The following is a 24,094-nucleotide window of genomic DNA, read 5'->3' as shown; positions in this document are numbered from 1 at the left end:
CATTACGGCGCGCGGACCTCAATCCCTTCGGCCAACAGGGCCGTTCGGATGCTGGCGGCAAAGTTCGCCGCACCAGCCTGATCGCCATGGATGCACAGGGTGTCGGCGTCGATCGGCACACGTTTGCCGGACAGTGCCGTGACCGTGCCGGTACGCACCATCTGCAGGACCTGTGCAATAGCCTGATCGACGTCTTCGATCATCGCCTGGGGAAGATTGCGCGGCGTGATCGTGCCGTCGTCCTGATAGCTGCGGTCGGCATACACTTCGTAAACCACGGGCAGACCACGTTCGCGCGCGGCTTGCGCCATGTTCGCATTGGCCACGTACACCGGCAGCGTGGCGTCAATGTCATACACCGCCTGCGCCACGGCGCCGGCAATTTCGGGCTGGCGCGCCGTCATGCCGTAGAGCGCGCCATGCGTCTTCACATGGTGCAGGCCGCCGCCCTGGGCGCGGGCCACGCCATACAGCGCGCCCACCTGATAAGCCACCAGGGCGTACACCTGATTCGGCGCCAGCGCCATCTCGCGGCGGCCAAAGCCCTGAAGATCGGGCAGGCCGGGATGCGCGCCGATGGCCACATTGCAGGCCAGCGCGCGACGCACCGTTTCCAGCATCACATCGGGATCGCCGGCGTGAAGCCCGCAGGCGATGTTGGCCGAGCTGATGTATTGCATGAGCAGCGCGTCGTCGCCCATGTTCCAAGCGCCGAAACTCTCGCCCATGTCGCAATTGATATCGATTGATGCCACTGTCGCCTCTCCTAGGTGTTGCACTTCTGCCTATTGCATTGCCGCCCGTTGCGTCGTCAACGGGCGCCTTACCCCAATCCCGTTCAACGGCCCAGCGCTTGCGCCGCCTTCTCCGCCAGCGCGGCCAGCTTGCGGCAACGCGCCAGCCACAGCGTCTCCGCCGCATCCTGTTCGATGTGCGAAAAACGCAACGCCTCGCCGGGCACGCGCTGCGCCAGCGCCGGCAGATCCACGCCGGCCACCGTGGCAATCTTCGGGTAGCCCCCGGCGCTCTGACGATCCGCCATCAGGACGATAGGATTGCCATCCGGCGGCACCTGAACGGTGCCGAACACCGTCGCTTCGGAAACCACTTCCAGCGGGGCGCGCAGGCCTAAAGGGCGCCCCTGCAAGCGAAGTCCCTGACGATCAGACTCCGCCTGCATGACAAAATCATTGGCCGTCAGCGCCGACTGCGCCGCCGCATCGAAGGCCGCCCAATGCGACCCGCGCACCATGCGTAGCGTCGTCTCCTCTGACGGCGCGCTATCGGCGCCGACTTCCGGCGCCAGCAGCACCGGCAACGCGCTTTGCACCATACGCATTTCGATCGGCAGCCTGTCGCCGACGGGCGCAAATTCCACCGCATCGCCGGCGGCCAGCGCGCGCCCGTCAAGGCCGCCGAAGCCGGCGCGCAGATTGGTGCTGCGGCTGCCCAGCACCGGCGTGATGCTCGGTACGCCGCGTACCGCGATATACAGACGCGCGCCGCGCTGGCGCGGCCCTACTTCCAGCAGCGTGCCGCGCCGCAGTAGGATGGCGCGGTCATACGGCAGCGCTACGCCGGCGGCGCTTACCTGCATGCGCGCCCCGCACAGGGCGATCAAGGTATTTTCCGTAAAGCGCAGACTCGGCCCGGTGAGCGTACATTCGAGCACGGCGGCATCCGGCGCATTGCCCACCAGCGCATTGGCCAGGGCGTAAGCCCATTCGTCCATCGGTCCCCCGACCGGTACGCCATATTTCTGGAAACCGCGCCGCCCGCCATCCTGAAAAGTCGTCAGCAGCCCCGGACGCTCGATATGCATGACATTCATGGGCGCGGCTCCAGCAGGGTGACGAACTCCTCGGCGGATACCGGACGGAAACGGATGCGATCGCCCAGGCGCAGACGAACCGGCGGATCGTTGGCCAGATCGAACATATTCCACGGCGTGCGGGCGATAACCTGCCAGCCACCCGGCGAGGCGTTCTGATAAATCGAGGTCAGGCCGTTGGCGATCGCCACTGAACCGGCTTCCACGCGCGTGCGCGGGGTGGCCCGACGACCGATGCCGAGGCGATCGTCCACCGGACCTGAAAATGAATTGCCGGGCGAGAAAAAGAAGGCATACACCGTCATCTCGCGGCCGCTGTGCAGCGCGACCACTTCCTCGGCGGAAATACCGGCAAATTGCGCCACCTCGTCCAGATCCGGCCCGAACTCGCCGCCATAGCAGGCCGGGATCTCAATCTGTCGCGCAGCAGTTTGCATTACCATCAATTCCTCACTGAGTAGCTCACGCAGCAGCGTCATAAGTTGCAGCGAAGGCAAACCCCGCGCGCCGTCAAATACCTCCGGCCGGTACTGCACCGCCACCGTGGTAAAGGCCGGCACCACCTCTTCCACGCCGGGCAGCGCCGCTGCCGCCACCCGCGCCGTAACGGCATGAACCCATGCGATGATCTCGTCATCGAGATGCTCGCCGACGCGGATCAGCATGCAGCGCTCACCCACCGGCTCCAGCACACAGTCTTTGGCGCTGAATATATTCATAACGCCGCTCCTCAGTCCCGCACCAGCGTGGCGCAGGCTTCAACGATGAGTTCGCAGGCGCGTTCGAGCTGTTCATCGGCCAGCGCATAGCTCACGCGTAAATACGGCGCCAGCCCGAAAGCGGTACCCGGCACCACGGCCACGCCGACGCGATCAAGCAAGTAGCGAGTCATCTCTTCATCATTGGCGATGATGTCTCCGGCCGGCGTTTTCATGCCAATGGCGCCGGCGCAGTTTATATACAGGTAAAAAGCCCCTTGCGGCGCTTGCGGTACACGCAGCGCCGGAAGCGCCCGACGCAGAATACGCAGCGCCAGATCGCGGCGTACGCGCAGACGCTCGCGCCAGTCATCAAGAAAATCCTGCGGGCCATCCAGCGCAGCCTGCGCCGCCACTTGGCTGATGGAAGAGGGATTGCTGGTGCTTTGCGACTGTAGGAGCGCCATCGCCTTGATCAGCCATTCAGGCCCGCCCGCATAGCCCAGACGCCAGCCCGTCATCGCATAGGTCTTGGAGACACCGTTAATGGTCAGGGTACGATCGCGCATATCCGGCGCGGCCTGCGCAAAAGAGACGAATTCGCCCTCAAAGACGATCTCCTCATAAATATCGTCGGCCATCACCATCATCGCGGGATGCTGGCGCACCACGTCGGCCAGGGCGCGCAACTCGTCGGCGCTATACAAGGCTCCAGAGGGATTGCAGGGCGCATTCAGGATCAACCAACGCGTGGAAGGCGTCACGGCAGCGGCCAGCAACGCAGGCGTGAGTTTGAACTGAGCGGCTTCGTCCGGCGTTACCTGTACCGGCACGCCGCCGGCGATTTTGACCATCTCGGAGTACGACACCCAGTACGGCGCCACCACGATCGCTTCATCGCCGGGATTAAGCGTGGCGAGCAGCGCATTAAACAGGATCTGCTTGGCGCCGGTGGATGCGATGATTTCCGCCGGCTGATATTCCAGCGCATTGTCGCGGGCGAACTTGCGCGCAATCGCCGTCTTCAGCGAAGGCATACCGCCCACATTCGTGTAGCGAGTGTGGCCTTCGCTCATGCCGCGGATCGCCGCATGCTGGATGTGAGGCGGGGTGTCGAAATCCAACTCGCCGACGCTCAGACTGATGACAGTCCGGCCCTCGGCCTCCAGTCGGCGAGCTACCTCGGTAATTGCCACCGTGGCCGAGACACTCGCGTTTCTGATGCGCTCAGACAATATGGGACAAAATTGTTTCTCTTCCATAGACACAGCTCGTTGCTCTCTAAAATAACTTCCTAACTTCCGACAAGCGATATTCAGATTGAACACCAGTGGTATACCACTTGTAAGCAACTTGCATGCCATATTGAAATTTGAAATGATGTACCATTGGCATACCAAAACCACAAGGACAGGCTATGGAACACAAAGATATCTTCGAAGAGGGATCCGTCGACACGGGAGATAACAGCGCAACTAAGGGTCTGGGCAACCAGGTTTACGACGCGCTAGTGGCCCTGATCCTATCGCGCGAACTGCGTCAGGGAGAACAGATCCAGGAACGCGCGCTGGCCTTGCGTCTAAACGTTTCCCGCACGCCGCTGCGCGAGGCCATGCACCGTTTGGAAGGCGAACGCGTGCTCGAACGCAACTCCAACAACCGTCTGTTTGTGCGGCTGGTTTCCATACAGGAAATCATGGAGATCCTACACGTACGCCGGATGCTGGAAGCCGATGCCGTCACCCGCGCCACCGGGCTCATTCCGCAGGCTCGGCTGCTCGCCCTGCGCGAGCGTATCGAAGTCCTTACCGATGCGCCCGAACCCACCCCGGCGGACTTTTACGAGGTCGATACCTCGCTGCACGAACTCATCCTCGAATATTGCGAAAACACCCTGCTCGCCAGCATCATCTCGGATCTGAGGCTAAAAACGCGTATGTTCTCCCCCAAGCATTTGGAGAAAACGCGCGGCTCTGCCGTTTGTAAGGAACATCTGGCCATCGTCGACGCCCTCATTCGCGGCGACGCCGCAGCTGCGGCGGATGAAACCATCTGTCATATTAACAACATACGACAATCCATTATTGATAAGTTGTCTGCCGTGTAAACCACGGAGGCATCTTTAATACAAGGTGCGGAAAAACAGCTATTTGTCGTCTGCCTTCTATGGTGGTAACCCGTTGTTATGCACCGCTTTGATCCATTGGCGCCATATCATGGTGCATATTTTGCTCCCAGATAGCGATAAACATCTCTTGTGATACAGCCATAATTTATAGGCCCTGGATACAAAGTTGAATGCGTCAATCAACTTGTCCTTAAATAAACAACGAATGTCTCCATTTAATAAAAAGAGACATATTGATTGGTTGATAATGAGTTCTGGTTCGAAGATGACGATACGCGCACCGCGCGATTGCCGAGATCTGAAAACCTGTCCGGGGCGGGAAGAGTACGGAAATGAAGTTGAGGATTGCCGCCTATACGCCCCATAACACATTATCTTTGGTAGAAGAACGTCATGCATCCTTTCATCGCCGGTATCTGGCGTCAGGCCAGAGCCTTTTTACTGATTTACGCCTGCTTATATCTCGGGATCGGCATCGCAGCGCTACTGCCGATCACCCTGCCGGGCAGTATCGTCGGCATGCTAATCCTGTTTGCATTGCTCTCTTTACAAATCATTCCCCCTGAATGGGTAAAGCCGGGGTGCCATTTATTGATCCGCTATATGGCTTTGCTGTTTGTGCCCATTGGCGTAGGCGTAATGCAATACTTTGATTTATTGCGGGCGCAGTTCGCTCCGGTGGTGATTTCATGCGCCGCCAGCACCCTGATTGTGCTTATAACGGTAAGTTGGTGTTCACACGCGCTGCACAGAGAGAAAACATCGCTCAACGACGCGAACGCGGAAGAAAAGAAGGGAATAAAGCATGCTTAACGATATCTGGTGGTCGCTGCCGGCAACGCTGCTGGTCTTTTTTCTGGTGCATTGGGTGGCGATGCGGCTGAACAATCCGTTATTCAATCCATTACTGATTTCGATGGTCATACTGATTGTTTTATTAAGCCTTACGCATATGCCCTACCCGCGCTATTTCCAGGGGAGCGAAGTGCTCAACAGCCTGCTGCAGCCCGCCGTGGTGGCGCTGGCCTACCCGCTGTATGAGCAGTTGCATCAGATTAGAATGCGTTGGAAATCAATTATCAGCATCTGTTTTCTCGGCAGCGTGGTGGCGATGATCTCCGGCACGTTAATCGCGCTGCAGCTGGGCGCCACCCCGGCTATCGCGGCGTCCATCATGCCGAAATCCGTCACCACGCCGATCGCCATGGCCGTAGGCGGCAGTATCGGCGGCATTCCCGCCATCAGCGCGGTCTGCGTGATTTTTGTCGGGATATTGGGGGCGGTCTTCGGGCATATCATCCTCAATGCGATGCATATCCACACCAAGGCATCGCGCGGTCTGGCGATGGGTTCGGCCTCTCACGCATTGGGCACCGCGCGCTGCGCCGAGCTGGATTACGAAGAAGGGGCGTTCAGTTCTCTGGCGCTGGTTATTTGCGGGATTATCACCTCGCTGATTACCCCGTTCCTTTTCCCGTTGCTGATAGCCATGCATTGATATTACGCGCGTCGGCCGGCGTAAAAGCGGCCGCTGTTTTAATAGCGGGTCGGCGCGACGCCGAACATTTTTCTAAATGCATTGGAAAAAGACGAGGTGCCGGCATAGCCGAGGTCCAGCGCCACCTGGGTTACGCTGCGGTTATTTTTCAGCATGATGACGGACTCCAGCAGCCGCATGCGTTTTTTCCACTCGCTGAAGGCCAACCCGGTCTCTTTTTTAAAATGGCGTGAAAAAGTGCGCACCGACATCCCGGTTTTGGCCGCCCATTTATCAATGCTGTGATCGTCGTCCGGCGTTTCCTGAAATTCCCGGCATACCCGCATCAGCGTCGGAGAGGTCGGCCACGGCAGCGAAAAACCCGCATCCGGCAGTTTCTGGAGCTGGGCGATCAGCACATTGACCAGCATGCCGTCGTCCCCGGCGCTGTCATACTGCTCGGGCACATGCTCCGTGGCATAGTGGATAAATTCCCGGATAAAGCTGCTGATTAGCACCACCCTGCAGCTACGGCGATCGATCGCCACCGAGTCCTGTTCGATATACAGGCTTTCCAACAATACGTCGCTGGTGGTCAGAATACGGTGCGGCACGTTCGCCGGGATCCATATGCCGTAAAAAGTCGGCACGATCAGCGTCTTCCCTTCAATCTCCACCCACATTCCGCCTTCGTGCGCATACAGAAATTCGATAAACGGGTGCTGATGCTGGCTGACCAGTATGCCTTTTTCCAGCAGGCAGGTGCGGAAATAGACGGAGCGAGGCAGCGCCTGCCGATCGGGTACCGAGACAAGCTGCCTCACCGCGTCTTCATTGAGGGTGAGTCGTGACATGCGTGACATACAGTGGCCGTTAATCAACAGAATTTGTCCTTTCATGATAACAGCGGTCGGTTTAATTTGCCTGATAATAGGCCACCTTTACTAGAGGTTCGAAGCAAGAACAGGGATTGGAAGAGATTATGAGTAATGTATGTGCGGCCGACGGCTGTAGCGACAAGAGCGAATGGCTGCGTATCGCCGATGATATGCTCGCTCAGGCCGGCGTCACGATTAATGGTTCTGAACCCTGGGATATTCGGGTTAAAAATCCGCAATTCTTCAAACGCGTACTACAGCAGGGGTCGCTTGGGCTGGGGGAAAGCTACATGGACGGCTGGTGGGATTGCGACAGGCTGGATATGTTCTTTCATCGCATATTGTGCGCCCATCTTGATGAAAAAATGCCTTCGCGCATTAACGATATCCTGCGCATCGCCATCGCGCGGTTAACCAATCTCCAGTCCAGAAAACGCGCCTGGATTGTGGGGAAAGAGCACTACGATTTGGGCAATGACCTATTCTGCCGCATGCTCGATCCCTACATGCAATACTCCTGCGGCTACTGGAAACAGACCGATAACCTGCATGACGCCCAGCGGGATAAACTCGATATGATCTGTCGGAAACTGCAGCTCAAACCCGGCATGACGCTGTTGGATATCGGCTGCGGTTGGGGCGGCCTGGCGGCCTACGCGGCGCGGCACTACGGCGTAACCGTTCACGGCGTGACTATCTCCGCCGAGCAGAAAGCCCTTGCGGAAACGCGCTACGGAGATCTGGACATCCACATCCTGCTCCAGGACTACCGCGACCTACGCCAGCAGTATGACCGTATCGTATCGGTAGGCATGTTCGAACACGTCGGGCCGAAAAATTACGCCGCCTATTTCGAGGTGGTCGACCGCTGCCTGAAGCCGGACGGCATTTTCCTGCTTCACTCCATCGGCTCCAATAAAACGGCGCATAATGTCGATCCGTGGATTAATAAATATATTTTTCCCAACGGATGCCTTCCCTCGATAAAACAGATTGCCGGCGCCAGCGAAAATCATTTCGTTATGGAGGATTGGCATAACTTCGGTTCAGACTACGATAAGACGCTGATGGCCTGGAACGCGCGCTTCCTCGCGGCATGGCCGCAGATCAAAGGCAACTACTCCGAGCGCTTCAAAAGGATGTTTGTCTATTATCTCAACGCCTGCGCCGGCGCCTTTCGCGCCAGAGACATTCAGCTATGGCAAATCGTCTTTACGCACGGTCTGCGCGATGGGTTGCAGGTGCCGCATTAACCGCCGAAGGGCGGCGCGATTTGCGATTTATCGCGCCCTGTCCAGACAGCGCCGGCGGCGTTCATCGACGCGTTTGGCGAACCAGGCCGTAGTCAGTTTGCGCGTGATTTTCGGGCTCTCCAGGGCAATGCCGGGCAGAATCTCCCGCGGCGCTTTGCCGCCCGCGGCGCGATCCGCCAGCGCATAGACGCGTTGATACAAACCGGTGTTTTCAAAATCCGGGCTATCGCCCTTCTCCAGCGCCCGGCGGATCGCGCTGTCGCTCATCTCCAGCTTTTTCCCCAGCGAACGCGCCGCCAGTTCGGTCGCGCCCGGTTTATCCGACGCGTAATCGATCAAATCGCCATCCAGCGCCAGTGGAATGCCGCTTAAACGGCTGACCGCCCGCTGAAACGCCGCATTGCGGCTGGCGTACCACCCGGCGTTAAAATCCGCAAAGCGGTAAATCGACTGCGGATAATTGGCCGGGTAGCCCAGCAGATGCATGATGCCGAAATACATGCCGCCGCGGCGGCTGAACACTTCACGGCGAATGGTGCCGTCCACCGTATACGGATAGCCGCCGGCATTCGCCTCGGCAAAGGCGATGCTCACCTGCATCGGCCCGCCGGTGTGCACCGGGTTCAAACGTCCGAACAGCTTTTGCCCCATCGGCGCCATATCGATGAAGTCATCAAAGATGGCGCTCAGCTCTTTTTCGCTACGCACGTTGTCCAGCCTTTCGCTGTAGCTCTTGCCGTTGGGGGATTTGATTAACAGCGCGGTACGCACCAGAAAGGCCGGAACGTGAAGTTTCTCGGCGCGCCGGTCAATCTCCCGCCAGGCGATTTTCGCCAGCCCCGGCACCTGAGGATCGGCCTTAAACGTCGACTCCTGTTCGGTGACCGCCAGTACCGAGCACAGATTTTCCCAGTTGGGATCGAGCCCTTGCGCGGAAAACGCCGCGGCGATATCGGTCGCCCAGCCCTGGCGATCGCCGACAGTATCGGGCAACAGCGTCAGCAGCTGCGCGCGGACATCCGCCGGGCGCGCCTCCGGCTTTTGCGGCGTTTTGCCGACGCAGCCCGCCAGCGTCAGTAACGCCATCAGGCACAGCGGACGAAACAGGGGAATACGGTAATAAAGCATGTTATCTCGGCTCGGTGGCATAGGGCAGGCGAAACGTTAGCGCAGTTGGCCGGGATGATCCAGCCGGAAGGCGATATGCATTCTATCGCGTCGCCTGGCATCGGCGGCAATATCACTCACCGGTTATCCAAACTATCGGCACAAATGCTAGAAAAGCGCGCCCCGTCTATTATACTGGGCGATATTTTCACGTTCTATACCCGTCATACTTCAGATTGCATATGCGTTGGCTGCAATTCGAATGATTCGGGGCATAACAAGGAGGTGCGATATGACGATGGAAATCGAAGAAAAGAACGCCGAACTTATCACCACGGCCAAGAAACTCTTACCCCTGGTATTCAAGTCCTCATTATCCGTAACCGTGTGCGCTATTTTCGTTATCTGGTTTTATCTTGCAACGCTAGGCCGACTAGATGTGTTCATCGACGCCATCGGCTTTAGTACGTTATTAGGCATCGTGTTCGGTTTTACTATCGTGGCGTTCGCCGCGATCTGCGCTTTAATATTTATATCATCGCTGATACTCGTGCTTATCGTCACCGAATATGAAAACACAATATCTATTTATTCATATTTAAAACATAGTCTTATCAGGATTTGCCTGCTAAACGGCTGCCTATTCGGCCCAATAGTCATCGGCTTCTTTTACCTTTATGATTTAACCGGGAAACATGGAGTTTATTTTTTTCTGGCGGGTTCCGCTCTGATTATCCTATCTTCTTATTTAGCAACCTATTTCATTTTTCATCGTTCTAAATATAACCGATGCAACGGCAGCAACCTCAATAGCGCCCCGCTATTGAACATTCTTATGCCATTATCCCTTATCATTCCCGCGCTGACACAAATCATTCCGCTTTCTCTCTTACTCTCCAAAATCAGTTTCCAGGCGCAGGATGGCGATCTTGAACAGGGAATTTCGATTGCAATCATATCTCTTATTTTTGCGACCATTTCATTTTCACCCGGCATGCTCTTCATTAGCGGATTTAAGAAAGGGAATTTGCTAAGAAGCACCATATTAGCCTTTATGATCGTTCCCTTCTGCATCATGTTATTGGCTTCCTTTATTCCTATTCTACCGCTGATGATAACCAATATGGCGATGAATCTGGCGGGCATTGCCGACTGGCGCACCCACCACTACACCATTAAAAATGAGGTTTACCCGCACAGTATGTTTCCCGGTCAGCAGTGGAATACGCGCTATTACGCCGATATTCCCAACCGCTTTTTTATCACAGGCATTGCCATGTTTTCCTTTGGGGATATCAAGCTAATTTGCCCGACGTCGATCCGGCAGGCGCAATTGGAAAATATGACGTTCAATTTTAAAAACCGAGAGGAAAATCAGAAAAAGAGCGAAGCCCTTAAATCCGCCGCCATGCCATGTTTCCCTATCGATAAAAAAGATATCACGCAGTGGGATATCCCTTTAAGTGCGCCGATTTATTATGAAAAGGTGCGCTTAACCACCCCGCGCGCGCCAGGCGATATTTTTCAGTATCTGCGGCGATGACCGTCGCCGCGTCGTCAGGGACGCGGGCTATCCGGCGTCCCCTCCCCGGCTAATTTCAGCGTAGCTAAACCTAATTATAAGAAAAAATTAATCAGTGACCGGCTTTACATTTTTTCCGCGTCCGGCTGACTAAGCTGACCTCAGTTAACATATCTGCCGCACGGTATTATGGCGTATGATCCATTTCATATTTCAATAATGCATACCTTTGCGCCGCAGGCAATACAATATGGTCAAACGAACGATGTCCGCCAATAAACTGATAGACATGTACGCCGTCCACGTTTTTGTCACCATGGCCGAGGCCGGAAGCATGACGGCGGCGGCGGCGCAGCTAGGCCTGACGCCGTCGGCGGTTTCGCAAACGCTCAGGCTGCTGGAAGAGGATTTTGGCGTCATGCTGATCAATCGGGCCAGACGCCCCTTTGTCTTGACGCCCTATGGCATCGCGTTGAAAAACCGCGGAGAGGTGCTTACCGAGGAGATCGCGAATCTGAAAGCGCAGGTGCTGGAGGCGGGACGCGGCATCAAGCCCGACCTGCGCATCGGCCTGGTGGACTCCTTCGCCATCACCTGCGGCTCGGTCTTCACCAAACGCCTGCTGAAGAGCTCTTCACAGCTGCTGATTCGTACCGGGCTAAGCCCGCAGCAGGGCGAAGCGTTGATGCGGCGCGAGCTGGATCTTATCGTCACCAGCGATCCGCTGATCGATACCGATGGCGTGGTGCGCTACCGTTTGTTTTCCGAAGGCTATTTCATCATTACGCCCCCGGAATACCGTAAACGGATAAAAACCATCGAAGATATTCGCCAGCTGTCCGCCGAGATGCCGCTGGTCAGGTTCAATCGCAACTCGCAGATAGGCATGCAGATTGAGCGCTATCTGCGCAGAATAGATATCCGCGTCCCGAATATGCTCGAATTTGACAATGCGGATACGCTGACGTCGATGGTGGCGGCGGGGATCGGCTGGGCCGTCACCAGCCCCATCAGTTTTCTTCAGTCGAGCACCTATTCCAGGCTGGTTTTAACGCATATGCCGGAAATGCTGAACATAAAACGTTCGCTCTATATCGTCGGACACCGCGATGAATACAGCGCGTTTTTTGACGAAGCGTGCGATGTCACGCATGAAATAATCAAAACCGTATTTATTCCTAAACTGGAGAGTCTTAATCGGGGGATAGAAAAGCTGGTCGTCATTAATGAAAATAAAATGGAATAACCAACGGATAAAATTCAACTAACCGACGATGCGCCCGTAATTTAACGTCTTATTAATTAACGTACCGAATTTTAAATTCGGTACGTCATCCACGGCTTGATCATTTAAATATCGGCTTATTCCATTGAGCAAAATAAAGGATAAAGGTTATGTCAAAGAATATCCGTATAGAGGAAGACCTGTTAGGCTCCCGCGAAGTTCCCGCCAGTGTGTATTACGGAATCCACACGCTGCGGGCGATCGAAAATTTTCATATCAGCGACCGTACGATCGGCGACATCCCGGCATTCGTGCGCGCCATGGTTATGGTGAAAAAAGCGGCGGCCATGGCTAACCGGGATCTGCAAACCATTCCGCGCAACATTGCCGATACCATTATTCAGGCCTGCGATGAAGTGCTGAATAACGGCAAATGCCTGGATCAGTTTCCCGTGGACGTTTATCAAGGCGGCGCGGGCACCTCGGTCAATATGAATACCAACGAAGTATTGGCGAATATCGGGCTGGAGTTGATGGGACGCCGGAAAGGCGAATATCAATATCTCAGTCCGAACGATCACCTGAATAAATGCCAATCCACCAACGACGCCTACCCGACCGGTTTCCGTCTGGCGGTTTACAGCTCCATACTGGAACTGGTGGAGGCGATCGCCCAGCTGGGCCAAGGGTTTGAACATAAGGCGAAAGCGTTCGCCGACATCCTGAAAATGGGCCGCACCCAGTTGCAGGACGCGGTGCCGATGACGCTGGGCCAGGAGTTTCATGCGTTCAATATTCTGCTGCAGGAAGAAAACAAAAATCTGCTGCGCACCGCGGAGCTGTTGCTGGAAGTGAACCTGGGCGCCACCGCGATCGGCACGCGTCTAAATACGCCGGATGAGTACCAGCACCTGGCGGTAAAATATCTGGCGCAAATCAGCGGGCTGCCGTGCGTACCGGCTGAAGACCTGATAGAGGCCACCTCCGACTGCGGCGCCTACGTTATGGTGCATAGCGCGCTGAAACGCCTGGCGGTCAAACTGTCGAAAATCTGTAACGACCTGCGCCTGCTCTCTTCCGGGCCGCGCGCCGGCCTGAATGAGATCAATCTGCCGGAGCTGCAGGCGGGCTCCTCCATTATGCCGGCGAAGGTTAACCCGGTGGTGCCCGAAGTGGTCAATCAGGTCTGTTTTAAGGTTATCGGCAACGACACCTGCGTAACGATGGCGGCCGAAGCCGGTCAGTTGCAGCTAAACGTCATGGAGCCGGTTATCGGGCAGGCGATGTTCGAATCTATCCAGATTCTGTCCAACGCGTGTTACAATCTGCTGGAGAAATGCGTCAACGGTATTACCGCCAACAAAGCGGTGTGCGAAGCCTATGTTTTCAACTCCATCGGTATCGTGACCTACCTGAACCCGTTCATCGGTCACCATAACGGCGACATCGTCGGGAAAATCTGCGCCGAAACCGGCAAGAGCGTGCGTGAAGTAGTACTGGAGCGCGGCTTGCTCAGCGAAGAACAGTTGGACGATATCCTTTCTACCCGAAATCTGATGCACCCGGCCTATAAAGCCAAACGCTACACCGACGAAAAAACATCTGTTTAGTCATCTTCTCTTGGTCACAACGGCCCGGCGCATGGCGGCTTACGCCATGCGCCTTCAATCGATAAAAAATCATAACAATCAGAATAATACTTATATCTCGAACGCCAATGAACGGGAAGGCCATCCTGAAAGGATCGCGGCTGAAAGGGGGGAAATAGGCCGGCCCGGCTCTCGGTAAGGCGCAAGCCGGAGGTATATCAAATTGTTTTAAGGAGCATTGTATGCTGATCCCGGAACTCATTATCGTGCTGCTCTCCATCTATTTGGGCGCGCGGCTCGGCGGTATAGGCATCGGCTTTGCCGGTGGCCTGGGCGTATTGATTCTGACGCTGTTTTTTCATATCAAGCCGGGCGCGATCCCTTTCGATGTGATCGAAATCATCATGGCGGTTATCGCCGCCATCGCCGCCATGCAGGTGGCGGGCGGCATGGACTACCTCGTCGGCCTGGCGGAAAAACTGCTGCGCCGCCACCCGAAATACGTCACCTTTCTGGCCCCGCTGGTCACCTATTTTATGACCCTGCTGGCCGGCACCGGCCACACCGCCTTCTCTACGCTGCCGGTGATCGCGGCGGTGGCCAAAGAGCAGGGCATCAGGCCCTCGCGCCCGTTATCGATTGCCGTCGTAGCTTCGCAGGTGGCGATCACCGCCTCGCCGATCTCCGCCGCGGTGGTCTTCGTCGCCGGTATTCTGGAACCCTACGGCATCAGCTATCTGACGCTGCTGGGCATTTGCATTCCCACCACGCTGTCCGCCGTCCTGCTGGCCGCCGTCATGACCAATTTTCTCGGCAAGGAGCTTAAAGATGATGAAATTTACCAGGCGCGTTTGAAAAACGGCGACGTAGCGATAGGCGACATCAATACGCGGGAGATAAAACCCGGAGCGAAGGCGTCGGTACTGCTGTTTCTGGCCGGCATTATCGCCGTGGTGTTTTACGCCACGGCGATCAGCGATAACGTCAAACTGATCGCCAATCCGGTACTGCCGCGCAACGAGGCCATCGTGGTGTTTATGCTGACGGTCGCCACCTTGATCTGCCTGGTCGGTAAAATCGATACCGCGAAGGTGCTTACGGCCAGCACCTTCCGTTCGGGAATGAGCGCCTGCGTCTGCGTGATGGGCGTCGCCTGGCTGGGCGACACCTTCGTTAAGGCGCACCTCGCCGATATTCAGGAGACGGCGGGAACGCTTCTGCAAAACTACCCGTGGATGCTGGCCGTGGTGCTGTTTTTCGCCGCCATGCTGCTCTATTCGCAAGCGGCGACCGCCAAAGCGCTGATGCCCGCGGCGCTGCTGCTCGGGGTTTCGCCGATCACCGCGCTGGCGTCGTTCGCCGCCGTTTCCGCCCTGTTCGTGCTGCCGACTTACCCAACCCTGCTGGCCGCGGTGGAAATGGACGACACCGGCTCAACCCGCATCGGGAAATATGTGTTCAACCACTCGTTCCTGATCCCCGGCACGCTGACCATTTCGCTGTCGGTGCTTTTCGGGTTTATTCTCGGCAATATCCTGCTGTAACCCGCGCGACGCCCCCGGCCTTTGCCGTTACCGGGGGAACGGCGCCTCGCGTTCGAACCGCAAGGATGCGGCTCCCATTCAGCGCGCGCGACGCGCCCCGTCGACTAAAGAATCTCTCCCAGCAGGAATCCCTTCGCCCGCAATAAAAACAGCAACTCTTACCGTTTTTCGCGGCAGGCGGAAAAGCCCGCCCACAGGCCGCCTCAGCCGTGGTAACGTAGGAAGCGGCGCCGGATTCTTGCCGCCCCGGCGACGAAAGCGCAGGCATATAGCCTAGATTGGCGAGCTATCCCGGCGGATTGCGCCGCTCGGCACGGAAAAAAGAGAAAAGGTGATATCGGTTATGACAAGCAAGAAAACAGCGACGACCCTGGTTGCGGCGGGACGCAGCAAAAAATTCACGCACGGTTCGGTTAATCCCGTAGTCCAGCGGGCATCCTCTCTGGTATTTGATACGCTCAAGGATAAAAGCCACGCCACCGCTAACCGCGCCAATGGCGCGCTATTCTACGGGCGCCGCGGCACCTTGACCCACTTCTCTTTGCAAGAAGCGCTGGTCGAACTGGAAGGCGGCGCCGGCTGCGTTTTATACCCCTGCGGCGCGGCGGCGATCGCCAACGCGACCTTCTCTTTCGTGTCGGCGGGCGATCACGTTCTGGTCACCGGCGCCGCCTACGAACCCACCCAGGATTTTTGTAATAAAGTCCTTAGCAAGCTGAATATCGGCACCACCTATTTTGATCCGCTGATCGGCGCCGGTATCGGCGCATTAATCCAGAAAAACACCAAAGTGGTGTTTTTGGAATCGCCCAACTCCATCACCATGGAAGTTCATGACGTTCCCGCCATCGTGCAGGCCGTACGCCGCGTCAATCCTGACATCGTTATTATTATGGATAATACCTGGGCGGCGGGCGTACTGTTTAAGGCGCTGGAGTTCGGCGTCGATATTTCGGTGCAGTCCGGCACCAAATATATGGTCGGCCATTCCGACGCCATGCTGGGGACGGCGGTGGCGAATGAACGCTGCTGGGCCCAGCTACGCGAGCATTCGTACCTGATGGGGCAAATGGTGGACGCCGATACCGCCTACGCCGCCAGCCGCGGCCTGCGTACGCTGGGCGTCCGGCTTAAACAGCACCAGGAAAGCGGCATCCGCATCGCCAAATGGCTGTCCGAACGCCCGGAGGTCGCCGTGGTTAATCATCCGGCGCTGCCGGAATGTAAAGGGCATGAGTTTTATGTCCGCGATTTTAAAGGATGCAGCGGGCTGTTTTCATTTGTCTTGAAGGACAAACTGAATCCTAGCCAACTGGCCAGCTATCTGGATAACTTCGAACATTTCAGCATGGCGTACTCCTGGGGCGGCTTTGAATCGCTGATTCTGGCCAATCAGCCGGAGCATCTGGCGTCGATTCGTCCGGCGACCGGCGTTGATTTCACCGGCACTCTCATTCGGTTACATATCGGGCTTGAAGACTGCGACGATCTGATTGACGATCTGGCGCGCGGCTTTGACAGAATTCGCGAAGCGTGACGGCGCCCGGGTTCTCTTCCCTGATTTAGCTGCATTGCGGCGGGTAAAGCGTGTATCATGGCGGAACAATGCTGACTAAAAACCGCTTTACCCTAACTTAACGCTTATCCCGATCGGTATCAGGTTTGATAATGATAAGCTTTTGGTTCTGTTCTGTTTTTTCGCATACGTATAATAAAACGACATGGTCGGGCAGTTTCGCCCCGTTTTTATTTTTAGGGCTTCAGTCACCTGACAGGAAGTAATATGAGTGTGGTTCACGAAATTATTCAGGCGCTATGGCATCAGGATTTTAGCGCGCTGGCAAACCCCCGCGTTATTTGGGTGGTGTATGGCATTTTATTTACGACCCTGTTTCTGGAGAACGGCCTACTGCCGGCCTCCTTTCTTCCCGGCGATAGTTTGCTGCTGCTGGCCGGCGCCATGATCGCCAAAGGCGTCATGAGTTTTGTTCCCACCATGCTTTTGCTGACCGTCGCCGCCAGCCTCGGGTGCTGGTTCAGCTACCTTCAGGGGCGCTGGCTAGGGGATACCCGGCTGGTTAAAGGCTGGCTGCTGCAGCTCCCCGCCCATTACCATCAGCGGGCCTATCATCTGTTCCACCGCCACGGGCTGGTGGCGCTGCTGATCGGCCGCTTTCTGGCGTTTGTCCGGACGCTGCTGCCGACCATCGCCGGTATTTCCGGGCTCAACAATACCCGTTTCCAGATATTCAACTGGCTCAGCGGATTCCTGTGGGTAGGCGGCATTGTGACGCTCGGATACGCCATGAGCCACATTCCCCTGGTAAAACGCTATGAAGATCAGGTGATGACCGCTCTTATCCTACTGCCCGTTATTCTGCTGGTCAGCGGATTAATCGGCGTCGTCATTATGGTATGGCGCAAGAAACACGCCGCCGTCTGATTCGGCCTTATGGCCTCACCCCGTGGTCGCCCCGAGTCTCTCGATCCGACGGACGGGGCTGTCGACAAACTCGCGTTTTTGTCCCGCAGCTCGAATTATTTAGGGTATGGCGCGTAAAGTAGCCACCCCATTCTCTACTATAATTAATCGGTATGCCCGATATGCTCAGGGCCGTCGGCCACGGTCCGGCGGGCGATCCCATTCCGTTATCGCGATGATTAACGGTAAAAAAGGAGAATGACATGGCGCAACCAAAACTAAAACTGGCTGACGGCAACATCATGCCCCAGCTGGGTCTCGGCGTCTGGCAGGCAAGCAATGAACAAGCCGCGGCCGCCGTCGGCGAAGCCTTGCAAACGGGTTATCGAGCCATTGATACCGCCGCCATTTACAAAAACGAAGCGGGCGTCGGCCAGGCATTGCAATCCGCCGCCATCCCGCGCGACGAGCTGTTTATTACCACCAAGCTTTGGAACAGCGATCAGAAAACGCCGCGTAAAGCGCTGGAAGAAAGCCTGCAAAAACTGCGATTGGACTATGTGGATCTTTACCTTATTCACTGGCCGTTGCCGCAACAAAATACCTATGTGGATGCCTGGCGGGGATTGATTAAATTACAGGAGCAGGGGCTGGTGAAAAGCATCGGCGTCAGCAACTTCCATCCGCATCATTTACAGAGGCTAAAAGATGAAACCGGCGTCTTCCCGGTCATCAATCAGATTGAGCTGCATCCGCTGTTTCAGCAGCGCCAGCTTCATGCCTGGAACGCCACCCACCGGATTCAGACCGAATCCTGGAGTCCGCTGGCCCAGGGCGGCGAGGGGGTGTTCGACCAGCCGATTATCCGTAAGCTGGCGACGAAATATGATAAAACCCCGGCGCAAATTGTGATCCGCTGGCATTTGGACAGCGGGTTGGCCGTCATCCCGAAATCCGTTACCCCTTCCCGCATCAGAGAAAATTTCGACGTATTCGATTTTCGTCTGGATAAGGATGAGCTGGGCGAAATCGCCAAACTGGACTGCGGCAAACGCCTGGGACCCGACCCGGACCAGATGAAAATCATCTGACGCCGGCGGCAAATACCGCGCCGCCGAACCATCGCGCCTAAGGCGTGACCACCAGTTGGCCGGTCACGCCGCGATCGGCCATTTCCAACGTCTGGCTGTAATAGAGGAAAGGAAAAGCCTGCGAGGAGGGCTGGGTAAAATAGACCAGCAGCTCGACATCGCCGTCCACCCACACCGTATCTTTCCAGCCGCCGTCTTCCACCGGCACCGCGCCGCCGTTGACGCCGCGCACCAAAAATTTCACCCCCTGAATATGGAACGGCTGGGGGGTATCGGTATGCAGAATCCAGCGCTCGCAGCGGCCCAGCTGGGTCTGAACATCGAGACGGGTCATCTCCCACATGGCGCCGTTGATGCTCGGCGGACTCGAGCTCAGACGGAACTCGCGCGTACGGCTGATGCTGCCGGCGATAATATTATCCGCCAGCAAACGCATCGGCAGATTGCTCGTCACCAACGGCAGCAGGCCGGTGGGTTTCAGCGTCAATACCTGCGTTGAGATCAAAACGCTGGACGGTTCAAACAGCCCGCGCAACCGGTCCATGATCCCGGCGGATTCGCCCGCCGTCAGCGTAACCTCTTCCCCCTGCGACATATCGATCAGGATCTCCCGCCGCTCGCCGGGAGCCAGCGAGATCTGATTAAGCGCCATCGGCGCGGGCAGCAGCCCCTGATCGCTGGCGATGAGGTGCATCGGCCGTCCGTCGCTCATGCGCATAATATAACGGCGGGCGTTTGATGCATTCAGCAGCCGTAGCCGCACCCAGCCGCGCGACACCTCGACATACGGGTTCTGCGCGCCGTTAACCAGCAGCGTGTCGCCGACGAAACCCTCGTTGCCCGCCGGGCTATAGATCGGCACGCCGAAGCTATCCAGGCGCTTATCCTGAATAATCAGCGGGAAGTCATCCACGCCGTAGTGATTGGGGATAGGCAATGATTTGGCGCTGCTATCTTCCACCAGCCAGAGCCCCGCCAGCCCGTTATACACATGCGCGGCCATGCGGTTCGGCGTGTTGGCATGATACCAGCAGGTGGCCGACGGCTGTCTGATCGGCAATACCGGAGACCAGTCCATGCCCGGCGATATCATCCGCGCCGCGCCGCCCATCAGCGATCCGGGAACCTGCAATCCGCTGACCGTCATCGATACCGGTTCGTTAAGCCGATTATTATAAATCAGCTTGACGTCATCGCCGTCGAAGACCCGGACCGTCGGCCCCAGATAACGCCCGTTAATGCCCCAGACCGAGGTTTTGCGCGTATCGGTGAAAGCCCAGTGCGCCCGTTGCATCGTCAGAAACAGCGGCTGTCCCCTACGCGACTCCAGCAAAGGAGGGATCGGCAGTAAGGTCGGCGTGCCGCTTACGCCGGCCAAGAGCGGCGTACTCCCCGCACAATATAACGCCAACCCCGATGCCTGAATAAACTGACGCCGGCTGAGTGACATAGTGACTCCGTAAATCGATTAAACCGTATAAAATCCCAACGGAAGCCTAGCGCGCGGTATCGTTCGTTATGCCCGCCTGCGCCGGCATAACGCATTCCTTTTGGGATAAATGAGTTGACCTGTTGCCGGAAAAACGCCCTGCTACGCAAGACAGTAGCGGGGAATACCGTCGTGCCGATCGTTTAAGCATCGAGATACACGGGCGACCGCCGGGATGAGGCGTCCCGATGGGAACCTCCCCGGCGTTTCCCCTAAAATCAGCTTAAGCGACCCGCATTCGAGAATGCCTGGTTAAAATTATTTTTTTTCCGCGGTTTCGCGCTCTGCGACTTCCGCATCCAGCTGCGCCAGTTTGGCGGCCATAATATCATGGCAGCGCGTCGTCAGTTCGCGCACCTGCTCTTTGCCATAGGAATGGATGTCTATCGGCGGCAGCATTTCCACGATGACATGGCCGTTATTCCAGCGGTTCAGTTTTATTTTATTGCTGGTGGTGGAGATGCAAATCGGCACGACCGGCACCTGCGCGGCGATGGCGGCGTGAAACGCCCCGGTTTTAAACGGCAGCAGGCCGCGGCCCCGGCTGCGCGTGCCTTCGGGGAACATCCAGATGGAGATGTTTTCCTCTTTGATATGTTTGACCACCTGCGCGATGGTATCGCGCGCCTTGACCCGATTCTCGCGATCGATCAACAGGTTCCCCGTCAACCAGTACAGCGGTCCGAAGAAAGGGATCCACAGCAGGCTCTTCTTACCCACGGTAACGGTGCGCGGTTGCACCACATTGGCGGCGGTAACCATATCGTAATTATTCTGGTGATTGGCGATATAAATACAGTTGCCGTAATGCGCGGCCTGCGGCGGAACGCGCACCTCCACTTTTAAGCCGAAAACCACGGACAGACGCCCAAAAAGGCGGCCGAACGTCGCGACATGGCGTGGATTCTTAGGACTGAAAAGACAGTAGATGGATCCGAAAACGCAAACCAAAATCGAAAATACAATCACCACAATAAAACGAAGAATGAATAACATAACAACCTCAATTAGCCAACTGCCGCCGCTAGTATAGCCATTTTGCGATAAAACACACGGTGATTCCTTGGACGCAATCGGCGGTTTTAACGCCGGATGATGCGGAGGGAGTAATGGAGGGCGGGAGAGACGGGAAAATACCGCCGCCCGGGACAGCGGCGTCGGGCGGCATCGACCTGGATCGCCGCCTAATGCCGATCGTTTAAGCATCGAGAGACACGGGGCGACCACCGGGGTGAGGCGTCCCTACGGGAACCTCCCCGGTGTTTCCCCTAAAAATCGGCTTAAGTGACCCGCATTCCGGTCGCCGCCCGTCTTTTACGAGAAGCGCTTACTCTTCGCTGCCGTCGTTGCCGGCGCGCTGCGGCGCATCGACGTCGATGCGATCGATACGCTGCAGACCGCGCAGCAGCGTGCCTTTGCGGCCGCGTTCGGACTGATATTTCTGCAGCTCGTTCGGGCGCAGGATCAGTTTGCGCTTGCCAAAGTACAGCGTTACCGACGCCTGCGGCGGCAGCAGCAGCAGCCAGCTCAAACGATCCTTGCCGCTAGCGAAATCCACCGACGAAATGGCGACAATCTTATTGCCCTTCCCTTTCGACAGCTGCGGCAGATCGGAAACCGGGAACAGCAGCATCCGACCGGCGGCCGTGATCGCCAGCAGGGTATTATCCTCACCGTGGATCTCAATCGGCGCCAGCGCCCTGGCATTTTCCGGCAGCGTGATAATCGCTTTGCCCGCCCGGTTACGCGCCACCAAATCATTAAAGGTGCAGACAAAACCGTAGCCGGCGTCGGAGGCCATCAGCAGCGGCTGATCCTCGGCGGCCATCAGCACCTGCTCGATGGTCGCGCCGGGCGGCGGCGTCAGCTTGCCGGTCAGCGGTTCCCCCTGACCGCGCGCGGACGGCAGGGTGAGCGGATCCAGCGCATAGCTGCGGCCCGTCGAGTCGATGAATACCACCGGCTGGTTGGTTTTGCCCCGGGCCGCGGCGCGGAAGCTGTCGCCCGCTTTATAGCTTAACCCGGCGGGATCGATATCATGCCCTTTGGCGCTGCGCACCCACCCCATTTCAGACAGCACGATGGTGACCGGCTCCGACGGCACGAAATCGTGCTCGCTCATGGCCTTGGCCTCCGCGCGCTCCTTCAGCGGCGAACGGCGATCGTCGCCGTAGGTTTGGGCATCCGACTGAATCTCTTTTTTCAGCAGATTGCTCAGCTTGCGCTCAGAGGCCAGCAGAGCCTGCAAATGGTCGCGCTCTTTCGCCAGATCGTCCTGCTCGCCGCGGATTTTCATCTCTTCCAGCTTGGCCAAATGGCGCAGCTTCAGCTCCAGGATCGCTTCGGCCTGGGTTTCGCTCAGGTTAAAGCGGCTCATCAATACCGGCTTGGGCTCATCCTCGCTGCGGATGATGTGGATCACTTCATCGATATTCAGGAATGCAATCAGCAGCCCTTCCAGAATATGCAGACGCTTAAGCACCTTCTCCAGCCGGTAGTTCAGGCGGCGACGAACGGTATCGCGGCGGAACGCCAGCCATTCGGTCAGGATTTCCACCAGCCCCTTCACGCCGGGGCGGCCATCCAAACCGATCATGTTCATATTGATACGGTAGCTTTTTTCCAGATCGGTGGTGGCGAACAGGTGGTTCATCACCTGATCTAGGTCGATGCGGTTGGAGCGCGGCACCAGCACTAAACGCGTCGGGTTTTCGTGATCCGACTCATCGCGCAGATCTTCAATCATCGGCAGCTTTTTCGCGCGCATCTGGCTGGCGATCTGCTCCAGCACCTTGGCGCCGGAAACCTGGTGAGGCAGCGCGGTGATCACCGCTTCGCCATCCTCTTTCCTCCAGACGGCGCGCATACGCACCGAGCCCCGGCCGTGCTGGTAAATTTTGCGGATCTCGCTGCGCGGCGTAATGATTTCCGCTTCCGTCGGAAAATCCGGTCCGTGCACATGGCGCAGCAGGTCATCCAGCGAGGCGTCGGCCTTATCAATCAAAGCGACGGCCGCCGCGGCGATTTCGCGGACGTTATGCGGCGGAATATCGGTGGCCATCCCGACGGCGATCCCGGTGGTGCCGTTCAGCAGTATGTTGGGCAGGCGGGCAGGCAGCATTTTCGGCTCCTGCATGGTGCCGTCGAAGTTCGGCACATAGTCGACCGTACCCTGGCCCAGTTCGGAGAGCAGGGTTTCCGCGTATTTGGACAAACGGGATTCGGTATAACGCATCGCGGCGAATGATTTCGGATCGTCCGGCGCCCCCCAGTTCCCCTGGCCGTCCACCAGAGGATAGCGGTAGGAGAACGGCTGGGCCATTAATACCATCGCTTCATAACAGGCGCTGTCGCCGTGCGGATGGTATTTACCCAGCACGTCGCCCACGGTACGGGCGGACTTCTTGAATTTGGCGCTGGCGTTCAGGCCCAGTTCCGACATGGCGTAAATAATGCGGCGCTGCACCGGCTTCAGGCCATCGCCGATAAACGGCAATGCCCGATCCATGATGACGTACATGGAGTAGTTCAGGTACGCATTTTCAGTAAACGTGTGCAGCGCAAGGCTTTCTGCGCCGTCATGCGTCATCTCGCTCATTTATCTCATTTCCTCACATCGCGGCGCGCTTAGAACGCTTTCCGGCCCGCGATACAGCGGTATGTTTGGCGGGAATAGTACCTTATCCGGCGGTCTCCTGTCACAGGGAACAGCGGGCCACGCCCCTAAACGCCGCCGCACGCCTGCCCCGCCTTCCCCGAATGATGTCAGTAATAAGGCATTTTCATTAAGAGTTTTTAATAAAACCGCAATTGAAAAAACGAATGATAACTTTTATTGTT

At 57.0% G+C, this 24,094-nt stretch carries 20 protein-coding genes; 11 read left to right on the top strand and 9 right to left on the bottom strand.

Annotation, left to right across the window (positions count from 1 at the left end; translation table 11 throughout):
• Positions 1–2: 2 nt before the first annotated feature.
• From VSX58_RS08050 to VSX58_RS08035, 4 genes are all read right to left on the bottom strand, one after another.
• Positions 3–755, bottom strand: coding sequence for a LamB/YcsF family protein (locus tag VSX58_RS08050; RefSeq protein WP_327617635.1), 753 nt, complete (start codon positions 753–755; stop codon positions 3–5).
• Between the two features lie 83 nt (positions 756–838).
• Positions 839–1,831 (bottom strand): 5-oxoprolinase subunit C family protein, encoded by a 993-nt coding sequence (locus tag VSX58_RS08045; protein WP_327617634.1) that lies wholly within the window; start codon positions 1,829–1,831, stop codon positions 839–841.
• Positions 1,828–2,550 carry a 5-oxoprolinase subunit PxpB gene (gene pxpB / locus VSX58_RS08040; RefSeq protein WP_327617633.1) on the bottom strand — a complete coding sequence of 241 codons (723 nt, stop codon included), beginning with the start codon at positions 2,548–2,550 and terminating at the stop codon, positions 1,828–1,830. Before pxpB ends, VSX58_RS08045 begins: the two co-directional genes overlap by 4 nt.
• Positions 2,551–2,561: 11 nt before the next feature.
• Positions 2,562–3,791, bottom strand: a complete 1,230-nt coding sequence (locus tag VSX58_RS08035) for a pyridoxal phosphate-dependent aminotransferase (protein ID WP_327617632.1) — start codon at positions 3,789–3,791, stop codon at positions 2,562–2,564.
• A gap of 155 nt (positions 3,792–3,946) precedes the next feature.
• Here VSX58_RS08035 and VSX58_RS08030 point away from each other — a divergent pair, with 155 nt between their 5' ends.
• The 3 genes from VSX58_RS08030 (at position 3,947) to VSX58_RS08020 (ending at position 6,155) form a co-directional block, all read left to right on the top strand.
• Positions 3,947–4,636, top strand: coding sequence for a GntR family transcriptional regulator (locus VSX58_RS08030; protein ID WP_327617631.1), 690 nt, complete (start codon positions 3,947–3,949; stop codon positions 4,634–4,636).
• Positions 4,637–5,050: 414 nt separating this feature from the next.
• Entirely contained in the window at positions 5,051–5,470 is a 420-nt protein-coding gene (locus VSX58_RS08025; protein WP_327617629.1) for a CidA/LrgA family protein, read from the top strand.
• Positions 5,463–6,155: a CidB/LrgB family autolysis modulator gene (locus VSX58_RS08020; RefSeq protein ID WP_327617628.1), complete on the top strand. Its 693-nt coding sequence runs from the start codon at positions 5,463–5,465 to the stop codon at positions 6,153–6,155. The genes VSX58_RS08025 and VSX58_RS08020 overlap by 8 nt, the downstream gene beginning before the upstream one ends.
• A 38-nt stretch (positions 6,156–6,193) precedes the next feature.
• On the opposite strand, the gene VSX58_RS08015 is transcribed toward VSX58_RS08020, so the two are convergent.
• The gene (locus tag VSX58_RS08015) at positions 6,194–7,033 is read right to left on the bottom strand and encodes a helix-turn-helix domain-containing protein (RefSeq protein WP_327617627.1); all 840 of its coding nucleotides are present in this window, start codon (positions 7,031–7,033) and stop codon (positions 6,194–6,196) included.
• An 83-nt stretch (positions 7,034–7,116) separates the two neighbouring features.
• Here VSX58_RS08015 and cfa point away from each other — a divergent pair, with 83 nt between their 5' ends.
• Positions 7,117–8,265: a cyclopropane fatty acyl phospholipid synthase gene (gene cfa, locus VSX58_RS08010; protein ID WP_327617626.1), complete on the top strand. Its 1,149-nt coding sequence runs from the start codon at positions 7,117–7,119 to the stop codon at positions 8,263–8,265.
• Between the two features lie 27 nt (positions 8,266–8,292).
• On the opposite strand, the gene VSX58_RS08005 is transcribed toward cfa, so the two are convergent.
• Complete coding sequence (locus tag VSX58_RS08005) at positions 8,293–9,393, bottom strand: DUF1615 domain-containing protein (protein WP_327617625.1); 1,101 nt, start codon at positions 9,391–9,393, stop codon at positions 8,293–8,295.
• 271 nt (positions 9,394–9,664) lie between these two features.
• Between VSX58_RS08005 and VSX58_RS08000 the strand changes: the two genes are divergently transcribed.
• The 7 genes from VSX58_RS08000 (at position 9,665) to dkgA (ending at position 18,765) form a co-directional block, all read left to right on the top strand.
• The gene (locus tag VSX58_RS08000) at positions 9,665–10,915 is read left to right on the top strand and encodes a hypothetical protein (protein WP_327617624.1); all 1,251 of its coding nucleotides are present in this window, start codon (positions 9,665–9,667) and stop codon (positions 10,913–10,915) included.
• Positions 10,916–11,144: 229 nt separating this feature from the next.
• On the top strand, positions 11,145–12,140 hold the full coding sequence (locus tag VSX58_RS07995) for a LysR family transcriptional regulator (protein ID WP_327617623.1): 996 nt from the start codon (positions 11,145–11,147) through the stop codon (positions 12,138–12,140).
• A gap of 149 nt (positions 12,141–12,289) precedes the next feature.
• Entirely contained in the window at positions 12,290–13,729 is a 1,440-nt protein-coding gene (aspA, locus tag VSX58_RS07990) for an aspartate ammonia-lyase (RefSeq protein ID WP_327617622.1), read from the top strand.
• Positions 13,730–13,950: 221 nt separating this feature from the next.
• Positions 13,951–15,252 carry an anaerobic C4-dicarboxylate transporter gene (locus VSX58_RS07985; RefSeq protein ID WP_327614590.1) on the top strand — a complete coding sequence of 434 codons (1,302 nt, stop codon included), beginning with the start codon at positions 13,951–13,953 and terminating at the stop codon, positions 15,250–15,252.
• 343 nt (positions 15,253–15,595) lie between these two features.
• Complete coding sequence (metC, locus tag VSX58_RS07980; RefSeq protein WP_327617621.1) at positions 15,596–16,789, top strand: cystathionine beta-lyase; 1,194 nt, start codon at positions 15,596–15,598, stop codon at positions 16,787–16,789.
• Positions 16,790–17,035: 246 nt separating this feature from the next.
• Positions 17,036–17,695, top strand: coding sequence for a DedA family protein (locus VSX58_RS07975; RefSeq protein ID WP_327617619.1), 660 nt, complete (start codon positions 17,036–17,038; stop codon positions 17,693–17,695).
• A 242-nt stretch (positions 17,696–17,937) separates the two neighbouring features.
• Complete coding sequence (gene dkgA / locus VSX58_RS07970; RefSeq protein ID WP_327617618.1) at positions 17,938–18,765, top strand: 2,5-didehydrogluconate reductase DkgA; 828 nt, start codon at positions 17,938–17,940, stop codon at positions 18,763–18,765.
• Positions 18,766–18,802: 37 nt separating this feature from the next.
• On the opposite strand, the gene ftsP is transcribed toward dkgA, so the two are convergent.
• The 3 genes from ftsP to parC form a co-directional block, all read right to left on the bottom strand.
• Positions 18,803–20,215 (bottom strand): cell division protein FtsP, encoded by a 1,413-nt coding sequence (gene ftsP, locus VSX58_RS07965; RefSeq protein ID WP_327617617.1) that lies wholly within the window; start codon positions 20,213–20,215, stop codon positions 18,803–18,805.
• Between the two features lie 297 nt (positions 20,216–20,512).
• Positions 20,513–21,250 (bottom strand): 1-acylglycerol-3-phosphate O-acyltransferase, encoded by a 738-nt coding sequence (locus VSX58_RS07960; RefSeq protein WP_327617616.1) that lies wholly within the window; start codon positions 21,248–21,250, stop codon positions 20,513–20,515.
• Between the two features lie 331 nt (positions 21,251–21,581).
• The gene (gene parC / locus VSX58_RS07955) at positions 21,582–23,852 is read right to left on the bottom strand and encodes a DNA topoisomerase IV subunit A (RefSeq protein ID WP_327617615.1); all 2,271 of its coding nucleotides are present in this window, start codon (positions 23,850–23,852) and stop codon (positions 21,582–21,584) included.
• Positions 23,853–24,094: the final 242 nt, after the last annotated feature.

The sequence above is a fragment of the Brenneria populi genome (assembly GCF_036016195.1).
GTDB lineage: Bacteria > Pseudomonadota > Gammaproteobacteria > Enterobacterales > Enterobacteriaceae > Brenneria > Brenneria populi.
The sequence above is the reverse complement of the archived record's forward strand: the minus strand, read 5'-3'. Positions and strand labels throughout refer to the sequence as shown.

What these genes read in the sequence shown, in the direction of transcription:
- cfa (WP_327617626.1), top strand. Translation starts at nt 7,117, where the DNA reads ATGAGTAATGTATGTGCGGCCGACGGCTGTAGCGACAAGAGCGAATGG.
- parC (WP_327617615.1), bottom strand. Translation starts at nt 23,852, where the DNA reads ATGAGCGAGATGACGCATGACGGCGCAGAAAGCCTTGCGCTGCACACG.
- VSX58_RS08000 (WP_327617624.1), top strand. Translation starts at nt 9,665, where the DNA reads ATGACGATGGAAATCGAAGAAAAGAACGCCGAACTTATCACCACGGCC.
- VSX58_RS08025 (WP_327617629.1), top strand. Translation starts at nt 5,051, where the DNA reads ATGCATCCTTTCATCGCCGGTATCTGGCGTCAGGCCAGAGCCTTTTTA.
- VSX58_RS08045 (WP_327617634.1), bottom strand. Translation starts at nt 1,831, where the DNA reads ATGAATGTCATGCATATCGAGCGTCCGGGGCTGCTGACGACTTTTCAG.
- VSX58_RS08035 (WP_327617632.1), bottom strand. Translation starts at nt 3,791, where the DNA reads ATGGAAGAGAAACAATTTTGTCCCATATTGTCTGAGCGCATCAGAAAC.
- VSX58_RS07960 (WP_327617616.1), bottom strand. Translation starts at nt 21,250, where the DNA reads ATGTTATTCATTCTTCGTTTTATTGTGGTGATTGTATTTTCGATTTTG.
- metC (WP_327617621.1), top strand. Translation starts at nt 15,596, where the DNA reads ATGACAAGCAAGAAAACAGCGACGACCCTGGTTGCGGCGGGACGCAGC.
- VSX58_RS08005 (WP_327617625.1), bottom strand. Translation starts at nt 9,393, where the DNA reads ATGCTTTATTACCGTATTCCCCTGTTTCGTCCGCTGTGCCTGATGGCG.
- VSX58_RS08015 (WP_327617627.1), bottom strand. Translation starts at nt 7,033, where the DNA reads ATGAAAGGACAAATTCTGTTGATTAACGGCCACTGTATGTCACGCATG.
- VSX58_RS07975 (WP_327617619.1), top strand. Translation starts at nt 17,036, where the DNA reads ATGAGTGTGGTTCACGAAATTATTCAGGCGCTATGGCATCAGGATTTT.
- dkgA (WP_327617618.1), top strand. Translation starts at nt 17,938, where the DNA reads ATGGCGCAACCAAAACTAAAACTGGCTGACGGCAACATCATGCCCCAG.
- pxpB (WP_327617633.1), bottom strand. Translation starts at nt 2,550, where the DNA reads ATGAATATATTCAGCGCCAAAGACTGTGTGCTGGAGCCGGTGGGTGAG.
- VSX58_RS08030 (WP_327617631.1), top strand. Translation starts at nt 3,947, where the DNA reads ATGGAACACAAAGATATCTTCGAAGAGGGATCCGTCGACACGGGAGAT.
- VSX58_RS08020 (WP_327617628.1), top strand. Translation starts at nt 5,463, where the DNA reads ATGCTTAACGATATCTGGTGGTCGCTGCCGGCAACGCTGCTGGTCTTT.
- aspA (WP_327617622.1), top strand. Translation starts at nt 12,290, where the DNA reads ATGTCAAAGAATATCCGTATAGAGGAAGACCTGTTAGGCTCCCGCGAA.
- ftsP (WP_327617617.1), bottom strand. Translation starts at nt 20,215, where the DNA reads ATGTCACTCAGCCGGCGTCAGTTTATTCAGGCATCGGGGTTGGCGTTA.
- VSX58_RS07995 (WP_327617623.1), top strand. Translation starts at nt 11,145, where the DNA reads ATGGTCAAACGAACGATGTCCGCCAATAAACTGATAGACATGTACGCC.
- VSX58_RS07985 (WP_327614590.1), top strand. Translation starts at nt 13,951, where the DNA reads ATGCTGATCCCGGAACTCATTATCGTGCTGCTCTCCATCTATTTGGGC.